14 protein-coding genes are annotated in these 14,668 nt (G+C 38.4%); 4 read left to right on the top strand and 10 right to left on the bottom strand.

Features of this window, described 5'->3' with window-relative positions:
• Window positions 1–7 precede the first annotated feature (7 nt).
• A complete protein-coding gene (locus BTO08_RS06400) occupies window positions 8–1,093 on the bottom strand; it encodes a site-2 protease family protein (protein ID WP_105060362.1) in 1,086 nt (361 codons plus the stop codon).
• Window positions 1,094–1,172: 79 nt separating this feature from the next.
• Complete coding sequence (locus BTO08_RS06395; RefSeq protein WP_005367491.1) at window positions 1,173–1,466, bottom strand: winged helix-turn-helix domain-containing protein; 294 nt, start codon at window positions 1,464–1,466, stop codon at window positions 1,173–1,175.
• A gap of 366 nt (window positions 1,467–1,832) precedes the next feature.
• Between BTO08_RS06395 and BTO08_RS06390 the strand changes: the two genes are divergently transcribed.
• A complete protein-coding gene (locus tag BTO08_RS06390; protein WP_105060361.1) occupies window positions 1,833–2,759 on the top strand; it encodes an LpxL/LpxP family Kdo(2)-lipid IV(A) lauroyl/palmitoleoyl acyltransferase in 927 nt (308 codons plus the stop codon).
• 226 nt (window positions 2,760–2,985) lie between these two features.
• A complete protein-coding gene (lpxL, locus tag BTO08_RS06385) occupies window positions 2,986–3,918 on the top strand; it encodes an LpxL/LpxP family Kdo(2)-lipid IV(A) lauroyl/palmitoleoyl acyltransferase (RefSeq protein ID WP_105060360.1) in 933 nt (310 codons plus the stop codon).
• Window positions 3,919–4,021: 103 nt separating this feature from the next.
• Here the strand turns inward: lpxL and BTO08_RS06380 are convergent, their stop codons facing one another.
• The 5 genes from BTO08_RS06380 to BTO08_RS06360 form a co-directional block, all read right to left on the bottom strand.
• Window positions 4,022–4,768 carry a DUF481 domain-containing protein gene (locus tag BTO08_RS06380; RefSeq protein WP_105060359.1) on the bottom strand — a complete coding sequence of 249 codons (747 nt, stop codon included), beginning with the start codon at window positions 4,766–4,768 and terminating at the stop codon, window positions 4,022–4,024.
• Between the two features lie 114 nt (window positions 4,769–4,882).
• On the bottom strand, window positions 4,883–5,509 hold the full coding sequence (locus BTO08_RS06375; protein WP_105060358.1) for a DNA-J related domain-containing protein: 627 nt from the start codon (window positions 5,507–5,509) through the stop codon (window positions 4,883–4,885).
• 138 nt (window positions 5,510–5,647) lie between these two features.
• The gene (locus BTO08_RS06370) at window positions 5,648–6,937 is read right to left on the bottom strand and encodes an HAAAP family serine/threonine permease (protein WP_105060357.1); all 1,290 of its coding nucleotides are present in this window, start codon (window positions 6,935–6,937) and stop codon (window positions 5,648–5,650) included.
• 594 nt (window positions 6,938–7,531) lie between these two features.
• Window positions 7,532–8,014 (bottom strand): YajQ family cyclic di-GMP-binding protein, encoded by a 483-nt coding sequence (locus BTO08_RS06365; RefSeq protein WP_105060356.1) that lies wholly within the window; start codon window positions 8,012–8,014, stop codon window positions 7,532–7,534.
• 146 nt (window positions 8,015–8,160) lie between these two features.
• Entirely contained in the window at window positions 8,161–9,219 is a 1,059-nt protein-coding gene (locus BTO08_RS06360) for a 3-deoxy-7-phosphoheptulonate synthase (protein WP_105060355.1), read from the bottom strand.
• 339 nt (window positions 9,220–9,558) lie between these two features.
• On the opposite strand from BTO08_RS06360, the gene BTO08_RS06355 reads away from it, so the two are divergent.
• Window positions 9,559–10,446 (top strand): putative PEP-binding protein, encoded by an 888-nt coding sequence (locus BTO08_RS06355; protein ID WP_105060354.1) that lies wholly within the window; start codon window positions 9,559–9,561, stop codon window positions 10,444–10,446.
• Window positions 10,447–10,542: 96 nt separating this feature from the next.
• Here the strand turns inward: BTO08_RS06355 and BTO08_RS06350 are convergent, their stop codons facing one another.
• From BTO08_RS06350 to cra, 3 genes are all read right to left on the bottom strand, one after another.
• Window positions 10,543–10,917: a hypothetical protein gene (locus BTO08_RS06350; RefSeq protein ID WP_045131781.1), complete on the bottom strand. Its 375-nt coding sequence runs from the start codon at window positions 10,915–10,917 to the stop codon at window positions 10,543–10,545.
• 137 nt (window positions 10,918–11,054) lie between these two features.
• Window positions 11,055–12,107 (bottom strand): FUSC family protein, encoded by a 1,053-nt coding sequence (locus BTO08_RS06345; protein ID WP_105060353.1) that lies wholly within the window; start codon window positions 12,105–12,107, stop codon window positions 11,055–11,057.
• Window positions 12,108–12,248: 141 nt separating this feature from the next.
• Window positions 12,249–13,232, bottom strand: a complete 984-nt coding sequence (gene cra / locus BTO08_RS06340; RefSeq protein WP_105060352.1) for a catabolite repressor/activator — start codon at window positions 13,230–13,232, stop codon at window positions 12,249–12,251.
• A 306-nt stretch (window positions 13,233–13,538) separates the two neighbouring features.
• On the opposite strand from cra, the gene fruB reads away from it, so the two are divergent.
• Window positions 13,539–14,657, top strand: a complete 1,119-nt coding sequence (gene fruB, locus BTO08_RS06335) for a fused PTS fructose transporter subunit IIA/HPr protein (protein WP_105060351.1) — start codon at window positions 13,539–13,541, stop codon at window positions 14,655–14,657.
• Window positions 14,658–14,668: the final 11 nt, after the last annotated feature.

Below are 14,668 nucleotides of genomic sequence, written 5' to 3'. Positions count from 1 at the left end.
AAATCTATTAGGTGCCTAGAATCTGCAATGGCAAGCTCAGCAAGGTATCGCCCATGCTTGCAAAGTACCAAATAATTGCCATTAGTGAGGAAACAAGACCGACATACCATACAAAAGAGAAAATCTGTCCATAGCGATCAAGTGGTAGCAAATGACTATGATGACGCTGCTTCCACTCAAAAATAATTTCAATACAGCCCATGATAAGTAAAAAACCAAAGAGGGTTAACCCTAGTTTATAGCTGAGAATGACACCACCAATAGCCGCACCTGCACACAGAATAATGCCAAGCTTACTGTTCATAGAAAAGCTGATACTTTTCAGAACATGCCCACCATCTAACGGTAAAATAGGCAGTAGATTGAATAAATTCAGTAAAGCATTAAATACCGCAAGACCTGCAAAGAACATCTCGCCAGTGATCCAATAGGCAACCATACAGATCAAAGACATGATCAAACCAAAGAGTGGCCCCATAATTGAGATAACCACATCTTGCCAACGAGTATTTATTTTTTCATCACTTAGCGCAAGACCACCAAGGAATGGGACAAGATAAATGCCTTTGGTTTTCATACCAAAATATTTCATGGCACGGACGTGACCGTATTCATGAAAAACTAAACAAGCGATAAGTGCTAAAGCAAACTTAAATGAAAAAAGCCAAGAATAGGCAGCAAGACTGGCTGAAGCTAATACCACTTTGATCAGCTTAGCGCTTTTTAGAGCCTTCATACCGAGTGAAACTAGACCAATTAAACTAAATTTTCTTTCAGCAACAATCGGTGTATGTGGGGTTTGGCGCTCTATATCTTTTTCGTTGCGCTCACCCTGCGCGATAACTTGGTTATTCACTTGCGCTTGGTAACTGATCAAAAAAGGTTGCCATGAAAGGTTGCCTGATAGCTGGCATTCAATGGTTTCATCGCCATTTTGAAGTGCGAATTGGTGGTGAAACTCATTATCGTCTGATGCTGAAGCATCTTTTTGTGAAACTAGCGTGTTGTCCCAGAACAACTGTTGCCAGCCTGCAAGTGAACCTTCTAAACGAAGCGGTTTACCTAAAAAATCATCTAGTTGAAGCAGTTCCAATGCGTTACCTGTCTATCTAAGGTGAATAAGAAAATTATACGGAAAAAAGCACAATGTTATAGCGTAAATGTGTAACGAGTTATGGATAATCTAGCGCTACTTTTATCTGTTCAATATTCTGGTTAAGCCAGTCTCTGTTAATTGCTCCCCATTGTTCAATGGTGTAATGACCTGTTTGATGTCGCTCACCCTTGGTTTGGGTAAATTGGCAAATAATATCAAGTTCAATCAAGCTCTTGATAGTATCTTGTGCAGTACGGCGAGGCATACCTGAAAAGGCAATAATTTTAGGGACGCTATCAATGCCATTTTCGATTAAATAAGCGATATAAAGACGACGATAAAAACTCGATTTGGTTTTGCTTAATTCCATATAAGTATTCCCTTGGTTTGAAAAGTTATTCTGGGGGATGAGTCAAAAAACTAATGTTCTATTTACGTAAAAAATTGAACTTAAAATAAAATGAACTTATATCTTTAATTATGAGCCAAATTTCAAAAATAAACAGTTATTTTTTAATTGGTTAACGATTTTTTAAATAATGCTAACTTAAAAAAATGATTCTTTTTGTGTGATGTAAATAGTAAATATTGAGATGTATATCAAATGAATTAGGAGAAAATAATTTATTTACATTATTTTACTATCTCATTAGCTATTAACCGCTTATTATGTACGTCTACATGATTATGCGTTCTATTGTCTTTTTGCACGATAGGAGGCAGAAAGGCTATAAATATGACAAAAAATAACACTCCAAAATTTACGCTATCTCTTCTTCATCCCCGTTATTGGGGGACGCTTATTCTTGTTGGCGTAATGTACCTACTGAGTTGTCTTCCATACTCATGGCAATTAACAATGGGTAAAAATATCGGTCGCTTAGCGATTAAATTGATGAAAAAGCGTCGCCGCACAATTGAGCGTAATTTAGAGCTATGCTTTCCTACGATGCTAGAAGAAGACAAACAACGTTTAATCGCAGAAAATATTGATAATACAGGTATGGGACTGTTTGAAACTGGGATGGCATGGTTTTGGTCTGATGAACGTGTGAATCGCCATGTGACAATCGTTGGCCTTGAACAAATGGAACAACTTGCTAAAGAAGGCAAAGGGGCATTAATGGTTGCCGTGCATTCAATGAATCTTGAACTAGGTGCGCGTGCATTTGGTATTAAAATGTCAGGTATGGGGGTTTACCGCCCTAATAGTAACCCTTGTTTTGATTACTTTCAGTATTTAGGTCGTTCACGTTCAAACCGTACTTTGATAGATCGTAAAGACGTAAAATCAATGTTGCATGCATTGAAAACGGGTGAGCGAGTATGGTATGCACCGGATCATGATTATGGTCGTCGTCGTTCAACATTTGCGCCATTATTTGCGGTAGATCAAGCGTGTACAACAACAGGTACAAGCTTGTTAGTTGATAATACCGATTGCGTTATCGTACCTTTTACTATGGTACGAGATGATAAAGGACATTACACACTAACCTTACGTAAAGCGGTTGAAGGTTTTCCGAAAAAAGATCCTGATGCTGCAGCAGTCTTCATCAATAAAATTGTTGAAGAATCGATTATGGCTGCGCCTAGCCAATATATGTGGCTTCATCGTCGCTTTAAAACTCGCCCTGAAGGGCAAGAGTGTTTGTATAAATAATCTAAACGAGCTGATTAATACTTTGAAGCCTGCAAAATTGCAGGCTTTTTATTATTTTAAACCTTAATGCAAGCTGTCTATTTGCGATGATGGTCACACTTGAACTTGCAACTATTCCATAACTCAACATAAAATACTGTTACTAACTGCTTAGAAATACTATCAATATAATTAGAAATTTACATTTCACTAAGCAGCCATACATTGTAACGGGATTATCGTCGCTATGAGAAAATTCACAGCTCCAACGTTTACTTCATCTTTTTTACATCCTAGATATTGGCCTGTTTTGATATCTATGGCTGTGATGTATTTAATTAGTTGGTTGCCTTACTTTATACAATTTCGCCTAGGACAAGGTGTTGGACGTTTGGTGATGCATTTTATGCGTGACCGACGTAAAACGATTGAGCGTAATTTAGAGTTGTGCTTTCCAGATATGGATATTAATGAGCGTAATAAGCTTATTAAACAAAATATCGATAACACTGGCCTAGCGCTATTTGAAACCAGTATGGCATGGTTTTGGCCTAACTTACGGGTTGAGCGTCATGTTAAGGTTGAAGGTTTAGAGCATGTTTATAAGCTGCAAGAACAAGGAAAAGGGATCTTGTTGATTGCTGTTCATTCACTGAACCTTGAATTAGGTGCGCGTGCTTTTGGTTTACATACGCCTGGTGTCGGCGTATATCGTCCTAATAACAATCCTTGTTTTGATTACTTTCAATTTAAAGGACGTGTCCGTTCAAATAAACATATGCGTGATCGTAAAGATTTAAAAGGTATGTTTCAGGATTTAAGACAGGGTGAAATGCTATGGTATGCGCCGGATCATGATTATGGTCGTGGCCGAAATTCCACATTCGCACCTTTATTTGCGGTAGAGCAAGCGTGTACAACGACAGGTACCAGTTTATTGATAGATAACACTGATGCGGTTCCATTACCTTTTGCGATGATCCGTGATACTGATAGCGGTCAATATACGTTGAAAATATTTCCACCTTTGGAAGCGTTTCCACACAACGACCCAGATGCCGCTGCGGCTTATATTAATAAAGCGGTAGAGCACTCTATTTTGGCGGCACCTTCGCAATATATGTGGTTACATCATCGTTTTAAAACCCGCCCAGAGGGTGAACCATCTTTATATAAGTAGCTAAGACAAAGATAGCGAATATATAAAGAGAGAATAGAAATGCCGAAGGTTATTAATCTTCGGCTTTTTTATATCTGACCGATTCTTTTATATCAACAAAAGATTAAAAATCGTAAGTAATACTGACCGTGCTGTATATCTCATCGTTACTTTTATCACTTGCCACTTCTGTATTGTAGATATATTGGGTATCTAACATGAGTGCAATATGATCAATTAATCGGTTCTTTATAAAGCCTTTTACATCATAGGTTGTATTTGAATGACCATAGTCAATATTACTTTCAAGCCCAGCAGAAAAAGTAGGGGTAAACTGTTTTTTTGCACGCAAGAATGCATTGGCAATCATGTTTTTCTCAGTTTGATTTGGATAATCTGGATCATTTTTTTGGCGACGACTATGACGATAACCCGGACCACCACCAACCGTTAGTTTTGTTGTTTTGGTGTTATAAAATTTGTAGCCTAAACCAGTAGATACAATGTACTCAGTGCGGTATGTGCCAAATTGGTCGTGGTTATACGTATTACTTAAATAAGTAAAAGAATGGGGGCCCATAGCATATTCATTCTTTAGCGCGATTTGGTATTTATTAACACCATCTTCTTCTTTAGTGCTATCAGTATAAAAAGAACTTAATGATAATTTATTAGACCAATTATTTTTATCGTAATTCAAATCAGTACCGGAATTTAACGACATAGAAGTGTTGGTGGTTTTTGAATAGATAAAGCCCAGCTTTGCTGAACCATCAAAGACGGGGGTACTTTGCGCTGTATTTGATGACGTTGTTGCGAAAGCCATCTGACACAAAAGGGGGGAAAGTAGCAATATAGAGTATCGTTTCATTGTCTTGCAGCCAAAAATAAATGTCGCGGACAATGTAGGAGATGAAGGTTAATGTGCTGTCAGAACTGTGTGATAGCTATGTGTGAAATATCAGCCGTATGATTACCAGTGCGACTACTTATTTTTTAAGTAACTAATTAATCGTTGATTAGCGTTATAAAGTAGTTTGAATTTTTCACTATCGCCATTTTCACGATCAGGGTGCCATTGTAGTGCTAATCGACGCCACTGTTTTCTAACTTCCGCTAGTGTTGCTGTATTGGATAAAGAAAACAAATCAAAATCATCATCAATGGATGTCGTAGTAATATTAATTGCTTGGTTATTAATATGTTGCTGGTATCGTCGCCAAAAAGAGCTCAGTAGTTGCTCTATCGCATCGCCATCAGCATGATAGTTCTTCCAGTCTAAATAATACTCCCGTAGTGGATCTTCTTGTTCTAAATGGTGGGTTTGATAAACAATATTAAGCAGTTGAATATCCATTGCTTGAACTTGTAGCCACTGTTTTGGAAACAATAAAATCTGGAGTTGGTAGAGTGCATTCATTAATAAGAAATTACGTTTGAAGAGATCCTTATTGCTGTCACTATCAAGCGTATCTAACATTTCTTTTTCACGTAATGCTTGACTAAGGGTGTGGATCATCCAGTTTTTTGGTTGGTGTTGCAGTAAGGACAGGATCGGCCAAATAAGCGGGTTCTCGTGTTCGAGTTGAAAATCAATTGGCTGATTAGTCATTGGCTACCCAATATTTAAGTCATAAAAATGGCATACGTTATGAATAATGTAGCAAATTTTTAACAATATTGAGAGTGGTAAGAGTTAAAAATAAAAAAGGCTAGCACTAAGCTAGCCTTTTAACTCATTGTTTATAAATTACATAAATAATGAGTAGAAGATTGCAGAGATAGAAACAAGGCCGATAACCGTCACAAATACATTGCTGATTGCACCTGAGTATTTCTTCATTGATGGTACTTTTTTGATTGCGTACATTGGCATAATAAATAGCAACATCGCAATAATAGGGCCACCTAAGCTCTCAATCATACCTAGAATACTTGGGTTTAATGTCGCTACGGCCCATGTGGTCACTAGCATAAATATTGCAGTAAAGCGGTTTAATGCCTTATTTGAGATCTCTTTATTCTTATCACGAGTAACTTTGATAACTAAACCATTTAGACCTTCACTGGCACCTAAGTAGTGGCCAAGGAAAGACTTAGTAATTGCAATAATTGCTACAATTGGCGCAACGTAAGCAATGATCGGTGTATCAAAGTGGTTCGCTAAATAAGTCAGAATCGATACGTTATTCGCTTTAGCTTCAGCTAAGTTTGCAGGTGATAAGCTTAATACGCAGCTGAAAACGAAGAACATTACGGTTAATACCATCATAATGTGTGCACGCGCTAGAATACGTGAACTTTGACGCTCTGCGTTTTCGCCATGCTCTTTTTGTGTTGCTACAGCAAATGATGAGATAACAGGAGAGTGGTTAAACGAGAAAACCATTACCGGTAAAATTAACCATACTGCAAGCATTACTGAGTTTAAGCCACCGTCTGCTGGGATAACGTTGTGGAAGATAGAGTCATTCCAGTACGGTACAAGAAACAGTGCCAACATTAATAATACAGCAACGAATGGGAATACTAAGATACTCATCGCTTTAACAATTAACTGCTCACCTAAACGAACAATTGCCATTAAACCAAGGATCAATACTAACGCTAAAATTGCACGTGCTGGTGGCTCGATACCTAACTGGTTAAGCATAAAGCTTTCAACAGTATTTGTTAGTGCAACACTATAAACTAATAGAATAGGGTAGATAGCAAAGAAATAAAGTAATGTGATCACTTTACCCATGCCCTTACCAAAGTGCTCTTCAACAACTTCTGTAATATCAGCGCCCGGATTCGAACTTGATAACACAAAACGTGTCATCGCACGGTGGGCAAAGAATGTCATTGGAAATGCAAGAACGGCCATTACAAGTAATGGAATTAAACCGCCAACACCCGCATTAATGGGTAAAAATAGAGTACCTGCGCCTACGGCTGTACCGTATAGACCAAGCATCCATAATGTATCGCTTTTGTTCCACCCTAATTTTTTGCTTTGTGCAGAAGTCGTCGCCGTTAAATTTTGTGCGGTGCCCATAATGGACATCTCCTTTATAAGTATTATGTTTAACTTTCAAAGGGCTGAGTTATTCTGATCTTCCTTGGTCGCATATGCGAAGAGCAACAGATAAAGCTTCAAAAAATAAGAAGTAGTGAACGTGCGATTTGATGGTGAAATATAGGATATACATTCTATATTCAGTGACGGGTCCGTTGTCATTCTTGTGTTTCCATACTTACATCAAGCAAGTTATAAACAATGTCTGCTGTGATTCTCTCTGTTCAATAACCTTGTAAATAGTGCCCCTATCGAAGAGCGCGCATTATAGGGGAAAAATATTGGGTTCAACAAATTTTGCAGAGAAAAAATTTGCGTTTGCTTACAAAGCATACAAGTGCGTTAACACTATATTAATAACATTATTATGCAGTGAGAAAGGTGGGGTTTTTATGTAATAAAACTGTATATAGCGGGTGAAATATGCAATTTGTATGATTAAAATGAATTTTAAACTATATTTTGAATAATACACCTCGAGTATATTATTTACAATATTATTTTAATGTACGCAAAAAAAGTTTAAAAAAAAGGAAGGCAAAGAGCCTTCCTTTTTTAGCTATTTGGATAAAATCAGTCGCGGAAATTATCAAACTGGAATGGTTGACCTAACTCTTGTTCACGCACAAGTGACATAGTCGCTTGTAGATCATCACGCTTTTTGCCCGTTACGCGCAGTTTCTCACCTTGGATAGAAACTTGAACTTTCAGTTTAGCGTCTTTAATTGCTTTCACTAATTTCTTCGCGTTTGTGGTTTCTACGCCTTGCTTAAATTCAATATTTTGAGATGCAGTTTTACCTGAGAAAGTGACTGTTTTACGCTCAAGCGCATTAGCATCTACACCACGTTTAGCAAGGTTACTACGTAAAATAGCAACGATTTGGTCTACTTGGAATTCAGACTCAGATGTGATTTTTACAATTTCTTTGTTTAATTCAATGCTTGATTCAACATTACGGAAGTCGAAACGCGTGTCTAATTCACGCTTTGAGTTATCTACCGCATTTTTGATTTCTACGGAATCTACTTCTGAAACAATATCAAAAGATGGCATGTTTATGGCCTCTTATCATAAGTCTAAGGGAATATTTCCCATCTACATTAGCACGTATAGTATACCGCTTATTAATGAAGGAGAAGCAATCTATGCCTCTCTTTTATCTCGGTATTATATATCATCAAATTGTTTTTATTGATATTTTAGCGTTGTGCTGTTTTAACGGCATCCGCTAGCATATCGAGCATCTTAAGCGTGTCGTTCCAGTGAATACAAGGGTCAGTAATAGATTTACCGTAAACAAGCTCATCAAGTTTGTTTTCAATAACTGCTTGATTCCCTTCTTCAATAAAGCTTTCTGCCATAATACCCGCAATTGACTGGCTGCCACTTTTCAATTGTTCACAAATTTCAGCAGCAACATCTAATTGACGTTTATGCTGTTTTTGGCAGTTACCATGACTAAAATCGACAATTAATCGCTGTGGTAATTCAAACTCGGCTAATGCCTCACATGCTGTTGCGATGTCTTCAGCATGATAATTTGGCATCTTACCGCCACGTAAAATAATATGACCGTAAGGATTACCTGAAGTACGGTAAATCGTCATTTGTCCATTTTTTGCCGGTGAGCAGAAAAGGTGAGATTCACGTGTGGCGCGAATAGCGTCTATCGCAATTTTGGTATTACCGTCAGTGCCGTTTTTAAAGCCAACAGGGCACGACAAGGCTGATGCCATTTCACGGTGGATCTGAGATTCTGTAGTACGCGCACCAATGGCACCCCAACTGATAAGATCAGCAAGGTATTGACCAGTGATCATATCGAGGAATTCAGTCGCAGTGGGTAAGCCTAGCGAGTTAATATCAATTAATAGTTTGCGTGCTTTTTTTAAACCAGTTGCTAAGTCTAAACTGCCATCTAAATGTGGGTCAGTAACTAAACCTTTCCAGCCGACCACGGTACGTGGTTTTTCGAAATAGGTACGCATTACGATAAACAATTGGTCTTTATATGTTTCTTGTACAGCAACAAGGCGTTTCGCATAATCAACTGCTGCATCGGTATCATGTATAGAACATGGCCCAACAATCACCAGTAAACGGGAGTCTTGACCCGTTAAAATCGCCTCAATCTGTTTGCGGGAGTGGTCTACATGCGCCGCAATTTCATCAGTCATTGGTGATGTTGCTTCAATTTCAGCAGGAGTTGGCATCAAGCCTAAACTCACGGTGCGAAGTTCATCTGTTTTCATTGGCATAATATGTTTGCCTACCTTGGGGATCTCTGTAATAACACCGCTAAGATAGCCCAAAAATCGATTTTAATAAACCAAACTTGTGATATCACTTAGGTTTTTAACCATCCCATTACTACGATTGAAGGCTAATGATGCTTTTATAATCAAGAAATGATTAAGCTTTAAAGTTTGATTGATATGAATAAGTTATCACTAATTAGCTTTAGTTCTTGCCTCATAATTCAACACAAAGTAAGGTCGATATACTGTAATGGTGTTTAATGTATTTTTGAATACACAGGGTTTAGATGACGATTTATTTAAATACTCGTCTTATTAACAAGGAAGTATTGGTGCTTTATGACAACTGAAAATGAATTAACGTTAACTGCAATGTTGACGTCATCAGTGCAGTTAACTGGACTTGAAAAAGGTGAGGTGGGGATTGTCTCACTCGATGATCTTATTGCTCATGATATTGGTGTTCATCCTTGTGCTGTTACAAAGCCTGAATCACTCTCTACTGAAACAACAGCTGCTATTTTTGATGCGCTTAAAGAAGCGGATAATCAAACGCCTGTCGCTGAATTATTTGTAACCAAACTCAGCCAGTTATTGATTGAAGTGGCTGCCACTCAAGGCGATGCACCGTTAAAAGTATGTTTAACCAGTGATAACTCATATTCTCGTAGCCATTTATTAGGTGCGGAAGTAGAGCCAGACGAAATTAACCCAGCAATGGGGTTACGTGGCGCATCTCGACTAGGTCATGCGGATTACCGAAAAGCGTTTGAGCTAGAATGTGAAGCGATTAAACGCGCACGCCTTGATGCGAAGAATATTGAACTTGTTGTACCGTTTGTTCGTACGTTCAGTGAAGCGGCAACAGTGATTGATTTATTGGCTGAGCAAGGTTTATGTCGTGGTGCTGATGACTTAAAAGTCTTTATGATGTGTAGCGTCCCTTCAAATGCATTACTAGCAGAAACATTCTTGCAGTATTTTGATGGTTTTATTGTTGATGTTGAGCAACTAGCGCAATTCACACTTGGTCAAGATATTGAGAATACTTCGCTAAACTACATGTTGGATGCACAAAATGACGCCCTACTTTTGTTAGTGAAAATGTTATTAACGTCAGTAGAAAGCTCGCATAAACCCTGTTTGGTGTATAGCCGTTTTATTGAAGACTCACCACGATTTAGTTCATGGTTACAAGAGCAAGGTGTAACTCACGTTATCAGTTAAGTTACTGCCAATAGTGAGTGCTATAGAATTAAAAACGGCATGGTTAATTTTAACCATGCCGTTTTATTTTGTCTTTTATAAAGAGAATAGGCTGAATTAGTCCATTTCTTTCATAGCAGAAACAACAGAAGGATCGTTTATTAGGTTAAATAACAAGCTTTTTGCCGAAGCACGTTGAGCGTCAGATAAAACTTTTTTTGGGTTCTCTCGGGTTAGCGTCAAAATGCTGGTGACAAATTTACTGTTTGTACCTGATAGCTCATAAGCAAAGCGTAATGTATCCATTAATTCTGCTTGAGGTAGGCTATATACAGCCATTTCACAACTTAAACCATCCATAGCAAGGAAGTTGTTTACTATTACTTTCTGCTCGGCATTAAACTTTTGCTTGGCTTCAAAAGCATCAATTAAAGCCTGTACTCGATCGGCGATGGCTACAGGTACTTCCATTGTTTTCGTTTTATGAGTCATTGCTGATTCTCCCGACATAGCTGTAAATATATTATTGAGTCAGTTTACGTTGTTGTTTACCGTTTGGCATTTCTTTCTTGATTTATGCGATAACTATTTATACATAATGTAATTGTCAAGATAATCATTAGTATAAATTAATCACCATTCGTATCGTTATGCTGATAACGTTTTGTATTCTTGATTAATTTCAATTGCACAATTAACTCATCTAAACGGTAAACCAATTGACGCGTTAACCATAGATAACCATAAGGCCCCAGTAAAATCGAGTCTTTTGGTTGTGATATTTGTAATGCCATCTGTTTTAGTTGCTGAATATCAGGCAATTCAATATTAAGATCTTTATCATCGGCTAATCGATTTAAAATCAGCACTATTTGCTGCTGATAGTTTTTCAATCCTGTTTGCTCTAATAACTTACGGCGACCGATATCAGAGCTCCAATGGGTTTCAATGAGTTGTTCAATTAAGCTAATCATCGAACTTTGAATGGTGACAATTGCTTTATAGTGTCCCGCTGACTTTGGGTTTTCCTTTTGTACATTCGGCAACAAACTGATCATTTTTATTTGGCGTTCATTAACTTGGTTTTTGATCCGTGCCAGTATCTTAATACTTGGTATATGAGCAGATGCATGTGCTTGATAAAGCTGACGTAAATCATGCATGTTTTGATTAAATAGCTTATCCCATAAATATTTAGCACGAATAGGAAAGAGCATTGAAAAAGACATCGCGATTAAACTACCAATAATAATATTGGTGACTCGCCATAGTGCAACAGAGACTTCTTGTGCGCTGTTACCTTGATACGCCACGATGATCAGCGTCATTACCGCTAAGAAAAAGATATAAGTATGCTTGCCATACGACTTGAGTGACAGCAAAAAGCACCATGTGAGTATCCAAACAGGAATGAACGCAACGAGGTTTTGTGGAAAAAAGACAGTAACTAAACCTAGAACGGCACCGAGTAAAGTGCCGCCTACACGTTGAAAGCCTTTTTGTTTGATCACGCCTGCATAGGGCTGCATTAACACCACAGCTACCGTAACAGGTCCCCACATTGAATGAGGCACAGGAATAAAGTGATAAAAGACCAAGCTAAATGCGATAGCCATAGTGACACGAAGGGAATGAGCAAATTGTGCGTGCGTTAACAGCAAATTTTTAAAACGTAGATACATAGCGTGCCATAGTGGTTAGTTAGTTACATTCTGTGATTATGCGATTAAAATCACAGTGTATCCACCCATTTATGTGCTGTAGGTATCGAATATCTAACGAGTTACTAAAAATCATGCTGTTATTTTGTAATGCACGCTTATTTATCGGCGGATCACTTTTCTGGGTACGACTTCAACGCCTTGCTGATAATGGCCTTGAATCGCAGAGAGGGCGAGTCGTAGCGCATGATCAGCAATTAAATCGAATTGTTGTGGGAGTGATTGGATTTTATTGGGTAAAAAATCAAGTAAGCGATTATCACCAAAGGTTGCCAAGTATGTTTTTGCCATCACCTCTGGATGCTTTAATAAACAATCTAAAACACCTTCAAACAAGGTATAAGAAGTGGCAAGGATAGCTTCAGGAAAGCAATTAGCATCAATCCATTGCTGAGCAATCAATGCACCTTGCTGTTGGCTAAATTGCTCACCATAGGCAAGGCTAACATTCACTGTTTTGAGGTGATTGTTGATCGCTGCTTGAAAACCTTGCTCTCGCTCAATTGAAACACCCAGATCCGCAACTGCACCAATTAATCCGATCGATGAAATAGGCTGATCTAACAATGCGTTAGTTAATGCATAGGCACCCTCAAGATCTTCACTAATTACGGATGCAAAGTACTCATCATCTAACGCGCGGTCAATGGCAATAACTGGCGTACCTTTAGCCTGTACTGTTTTGTAAAACTCATTATCAGCAGGAAGGGCACTCGCAACAATAAGTGCGTCTAATTTACGGCTTAATAACAGATTGGCTACGTCCATTTCAGTGACAGGATCATCATCACTACACGAAATAATAACTTGATAACCTGCGGTTCTAGCATTCAATTCTAATAACTTAGCAATTTTTGCATAGCTCGTGTTTTCGAGATCGGGGATGATCAAACCCAATGATTGACTACTTCCAGCACGAAGGGAAGAAGCGGCATGATTTGGGCGATAGTTGTGTGCATTGACCACTTCGAGGACTTTTTGTTGTGTCTTCTCACTGATTCGATATTGCTCAGCTTTACCGTTAATAATATAGCTAGCCGTGGTTCTTGATACACCAGCAAGCTTGGCAATTTCATTTAATGTCATCAGTTGATACTTCTCTTTAAAGCTGTTTGTGCAGCGCCTTTTGCTATAAATAGCAATTCCTATCCTTGTTTCATAATGCTAGGTATAGATTTAAGGCCAATTTGTGCGTTTCATCATAGATCTGATAATCGCTATGCGTTGATCAATTGAAATTTATGCTGAAACGATTCAGTATTCAAGCTGAAAGGTTTCAGCAGAATCTATAGGTATAGAATAATCCTATAATTCGACTGAAACTTTTAATTTGACCATTTGCTGAAACGATTCAGCTAATACGGATAAGATTCGATACTATCGGAGTTAGAGATGTTGTCATTATCAAAACACGATATTGCTTTGCGTAAATCAGCAAACAATAAACAAGATGCAATCAAAGTACTGGCATCAGAGTTAGAGTCTGAGGGCTTAGTTAAAACGGGTTATGTGAATGGTATGTTGGCTCGTGAAGCCCAAAACTCAACCTATCTTGGTAATGGTATAGCGATCCCTCACGGTACAACAGAGACGCGAAATCTTGTAAATAAAACAGGTGTAAAAGTTCATCATTTTCCTCAAGGCGTAGATTGGGGCGAGGGGCAAATTGTTTATTTAGCCATTGGGATCGCCGCTAAATCCGATGAGCATCTTGAGATTTTAAAGCAATTAACCAAAGTGCTGTCAGCAGATGGTATCGAAGAGAAATTAAAGCGTTGTGATTCAGCAGATGAAGTTATTACGATTTTAATGGGCTCAGAGCAGTCGGAAGCAGAATGCAATGCTCAACTTGTTTTAAAAGACTTTCCAGCAACCGATTTATTGCAGTTAAGTGCGGTTGGTGCTGGCTTAATAAATCATCAAGGTTTTGCTAACAAGCAAATGGTGGCGGATGTTGTCGCAAAACAGCCGAGTTATTTAGGTCAGGGGTTGTGGCTAATAAGTAGTAATCAAGAGGTTGAGCGAACAGCGATTTCAGTTGTGACACCGTCTGCAATCTTTGAAGAGCAGAGTCATCCAGTTAAAGGGTTAATCGTTATTGCGGCGAATAACAGTAGCTATGTTGCCAATATTGAACGATTGACTCAGGTAATTTATAGCCAAACGGTTGATGCGTTTTTGTCATCAAGCCCAGAGCAAATGTGTTCAGTGCTTTCTCAAACTCAATTAGAGGGCAATAGCGCAATATTTACGATTAAAAACCCGCATGGCTTACATGCTCGTCCGGGGGCAATGCTAGTGAATACCACCAAGAAGTTTGATGCAGATATACAAGTCGTTAATGTTTCTGGCGGTAGCAAAGCGGTTAATGCAAAGAGCTTAATGAAGGTGATTGGGCTTGGTGTGAAATGTGGTAACGAATTGAAATTTACAGCCAGTGGTAGTGATGCTGAACAAGCACTAACGGCGATTGGCCAAGCTATTGCCGATGGTTTAGGCGAGAAACTTTAAGGGTAAAGATA

The organism is Photobacterium angustum, from assembly GCF_002954615.1.
Lineage (GTDB): Bacteria > Pseudomonadota > Gammaproteobacteria > Enterobacterales > Vibrionaceae > Photobacterium > Photobacterium angustum_A.
Note: the sequence above shows the minus strand (reverse complement) of the source record. Positions and strands in the feature narration are given on the sequence as shown.

Coding starts and splice junctions, on each gene's coding strand:
- BTO08_RS06395 (WP_005367491.1), bottom strand. CDS start 1,466: ATGGAATTAAGCAAAACCAAATCGAGTTTTTATCGTCGTCTTTATATC.
- BTO08_RS06390 (WP_105060361.1), top strand. CDS start 1,833: ATGACAAAAAATAACACTCCAAAATTTACGCTATCTCTTCTTCATCCC.
- lpxL (WP_105060360.1), top strand. CDS start 2,986: ATGAGAAAATTCACAGCTCCAACGTTTACTTCATCTTTTTTACATCCT.
- BTO08_RS06380 (WP_105060359.1), bottom strand. CDS start 4,768: ATGAAACGATACTCTATATTGCTACTTTCCCCCCTTTTGTGTCAGATG.
- BTO08_RS06375 (WP_105060358.1), bottom strand. CDS start 5,509: ATGACTAATCAGCCAATTGATTTTCAACTCGAACACGAGAACCCGCTT.
- BTO08_RS06370 (WP_105060357.1), bottom strand. CDS start 6,937: ATGGGCACCGCACAAAATTTAACGGCGACGACTTCTGCACAAAGCAAA.
- BTO08_RS06365 (WP_105060356.1), bottom strand. CDS start 8,014: ATGCCATCTTTTGATATTGTTTCAGAAGTAGATTCCGTAGAAATCAAA.
- BTO08_RS06360 (WP_105060355.1), bottom strand. CDS start 9,219: ATGCCAATGAAAACAGATGAACTTCGCACCGTGAGTTTAGGCTTGATG.
- BTO08_RS06355 (WP_105060354.1), top strand. CDS start 9,559: ATGACAACTGAAAATGAATTAACGTTAACTGCAATGTTGACGTCATCA.
- BTO08_RS06350 (WP_045131781.1), bottom strand. CDS start 10,917: ATGACTCATAAAACGAAAACAATGGAAGTACCTGTAGCCATCGCCGAT.
- BTO08_RS06345 (WP_105060353.1), bottom strand. CDS start 12,107: ATGTATCTACGTTTTAAAAATTTGCTGTTAACGCACGCACAATTTGCT.
- cra (WP_105060352.1), bottom strand. CDS start 13,232: ATGACATTAAATGAAATTGCCAAGCTTGCTGGTGTATCAAGAACCACG.
- fruB (WP_105060351.1), top strand. CDS start 13,539: ATGTTGTCATTATCAAAACACGATATTGCTTTGCGTAAATCAGCAAAC.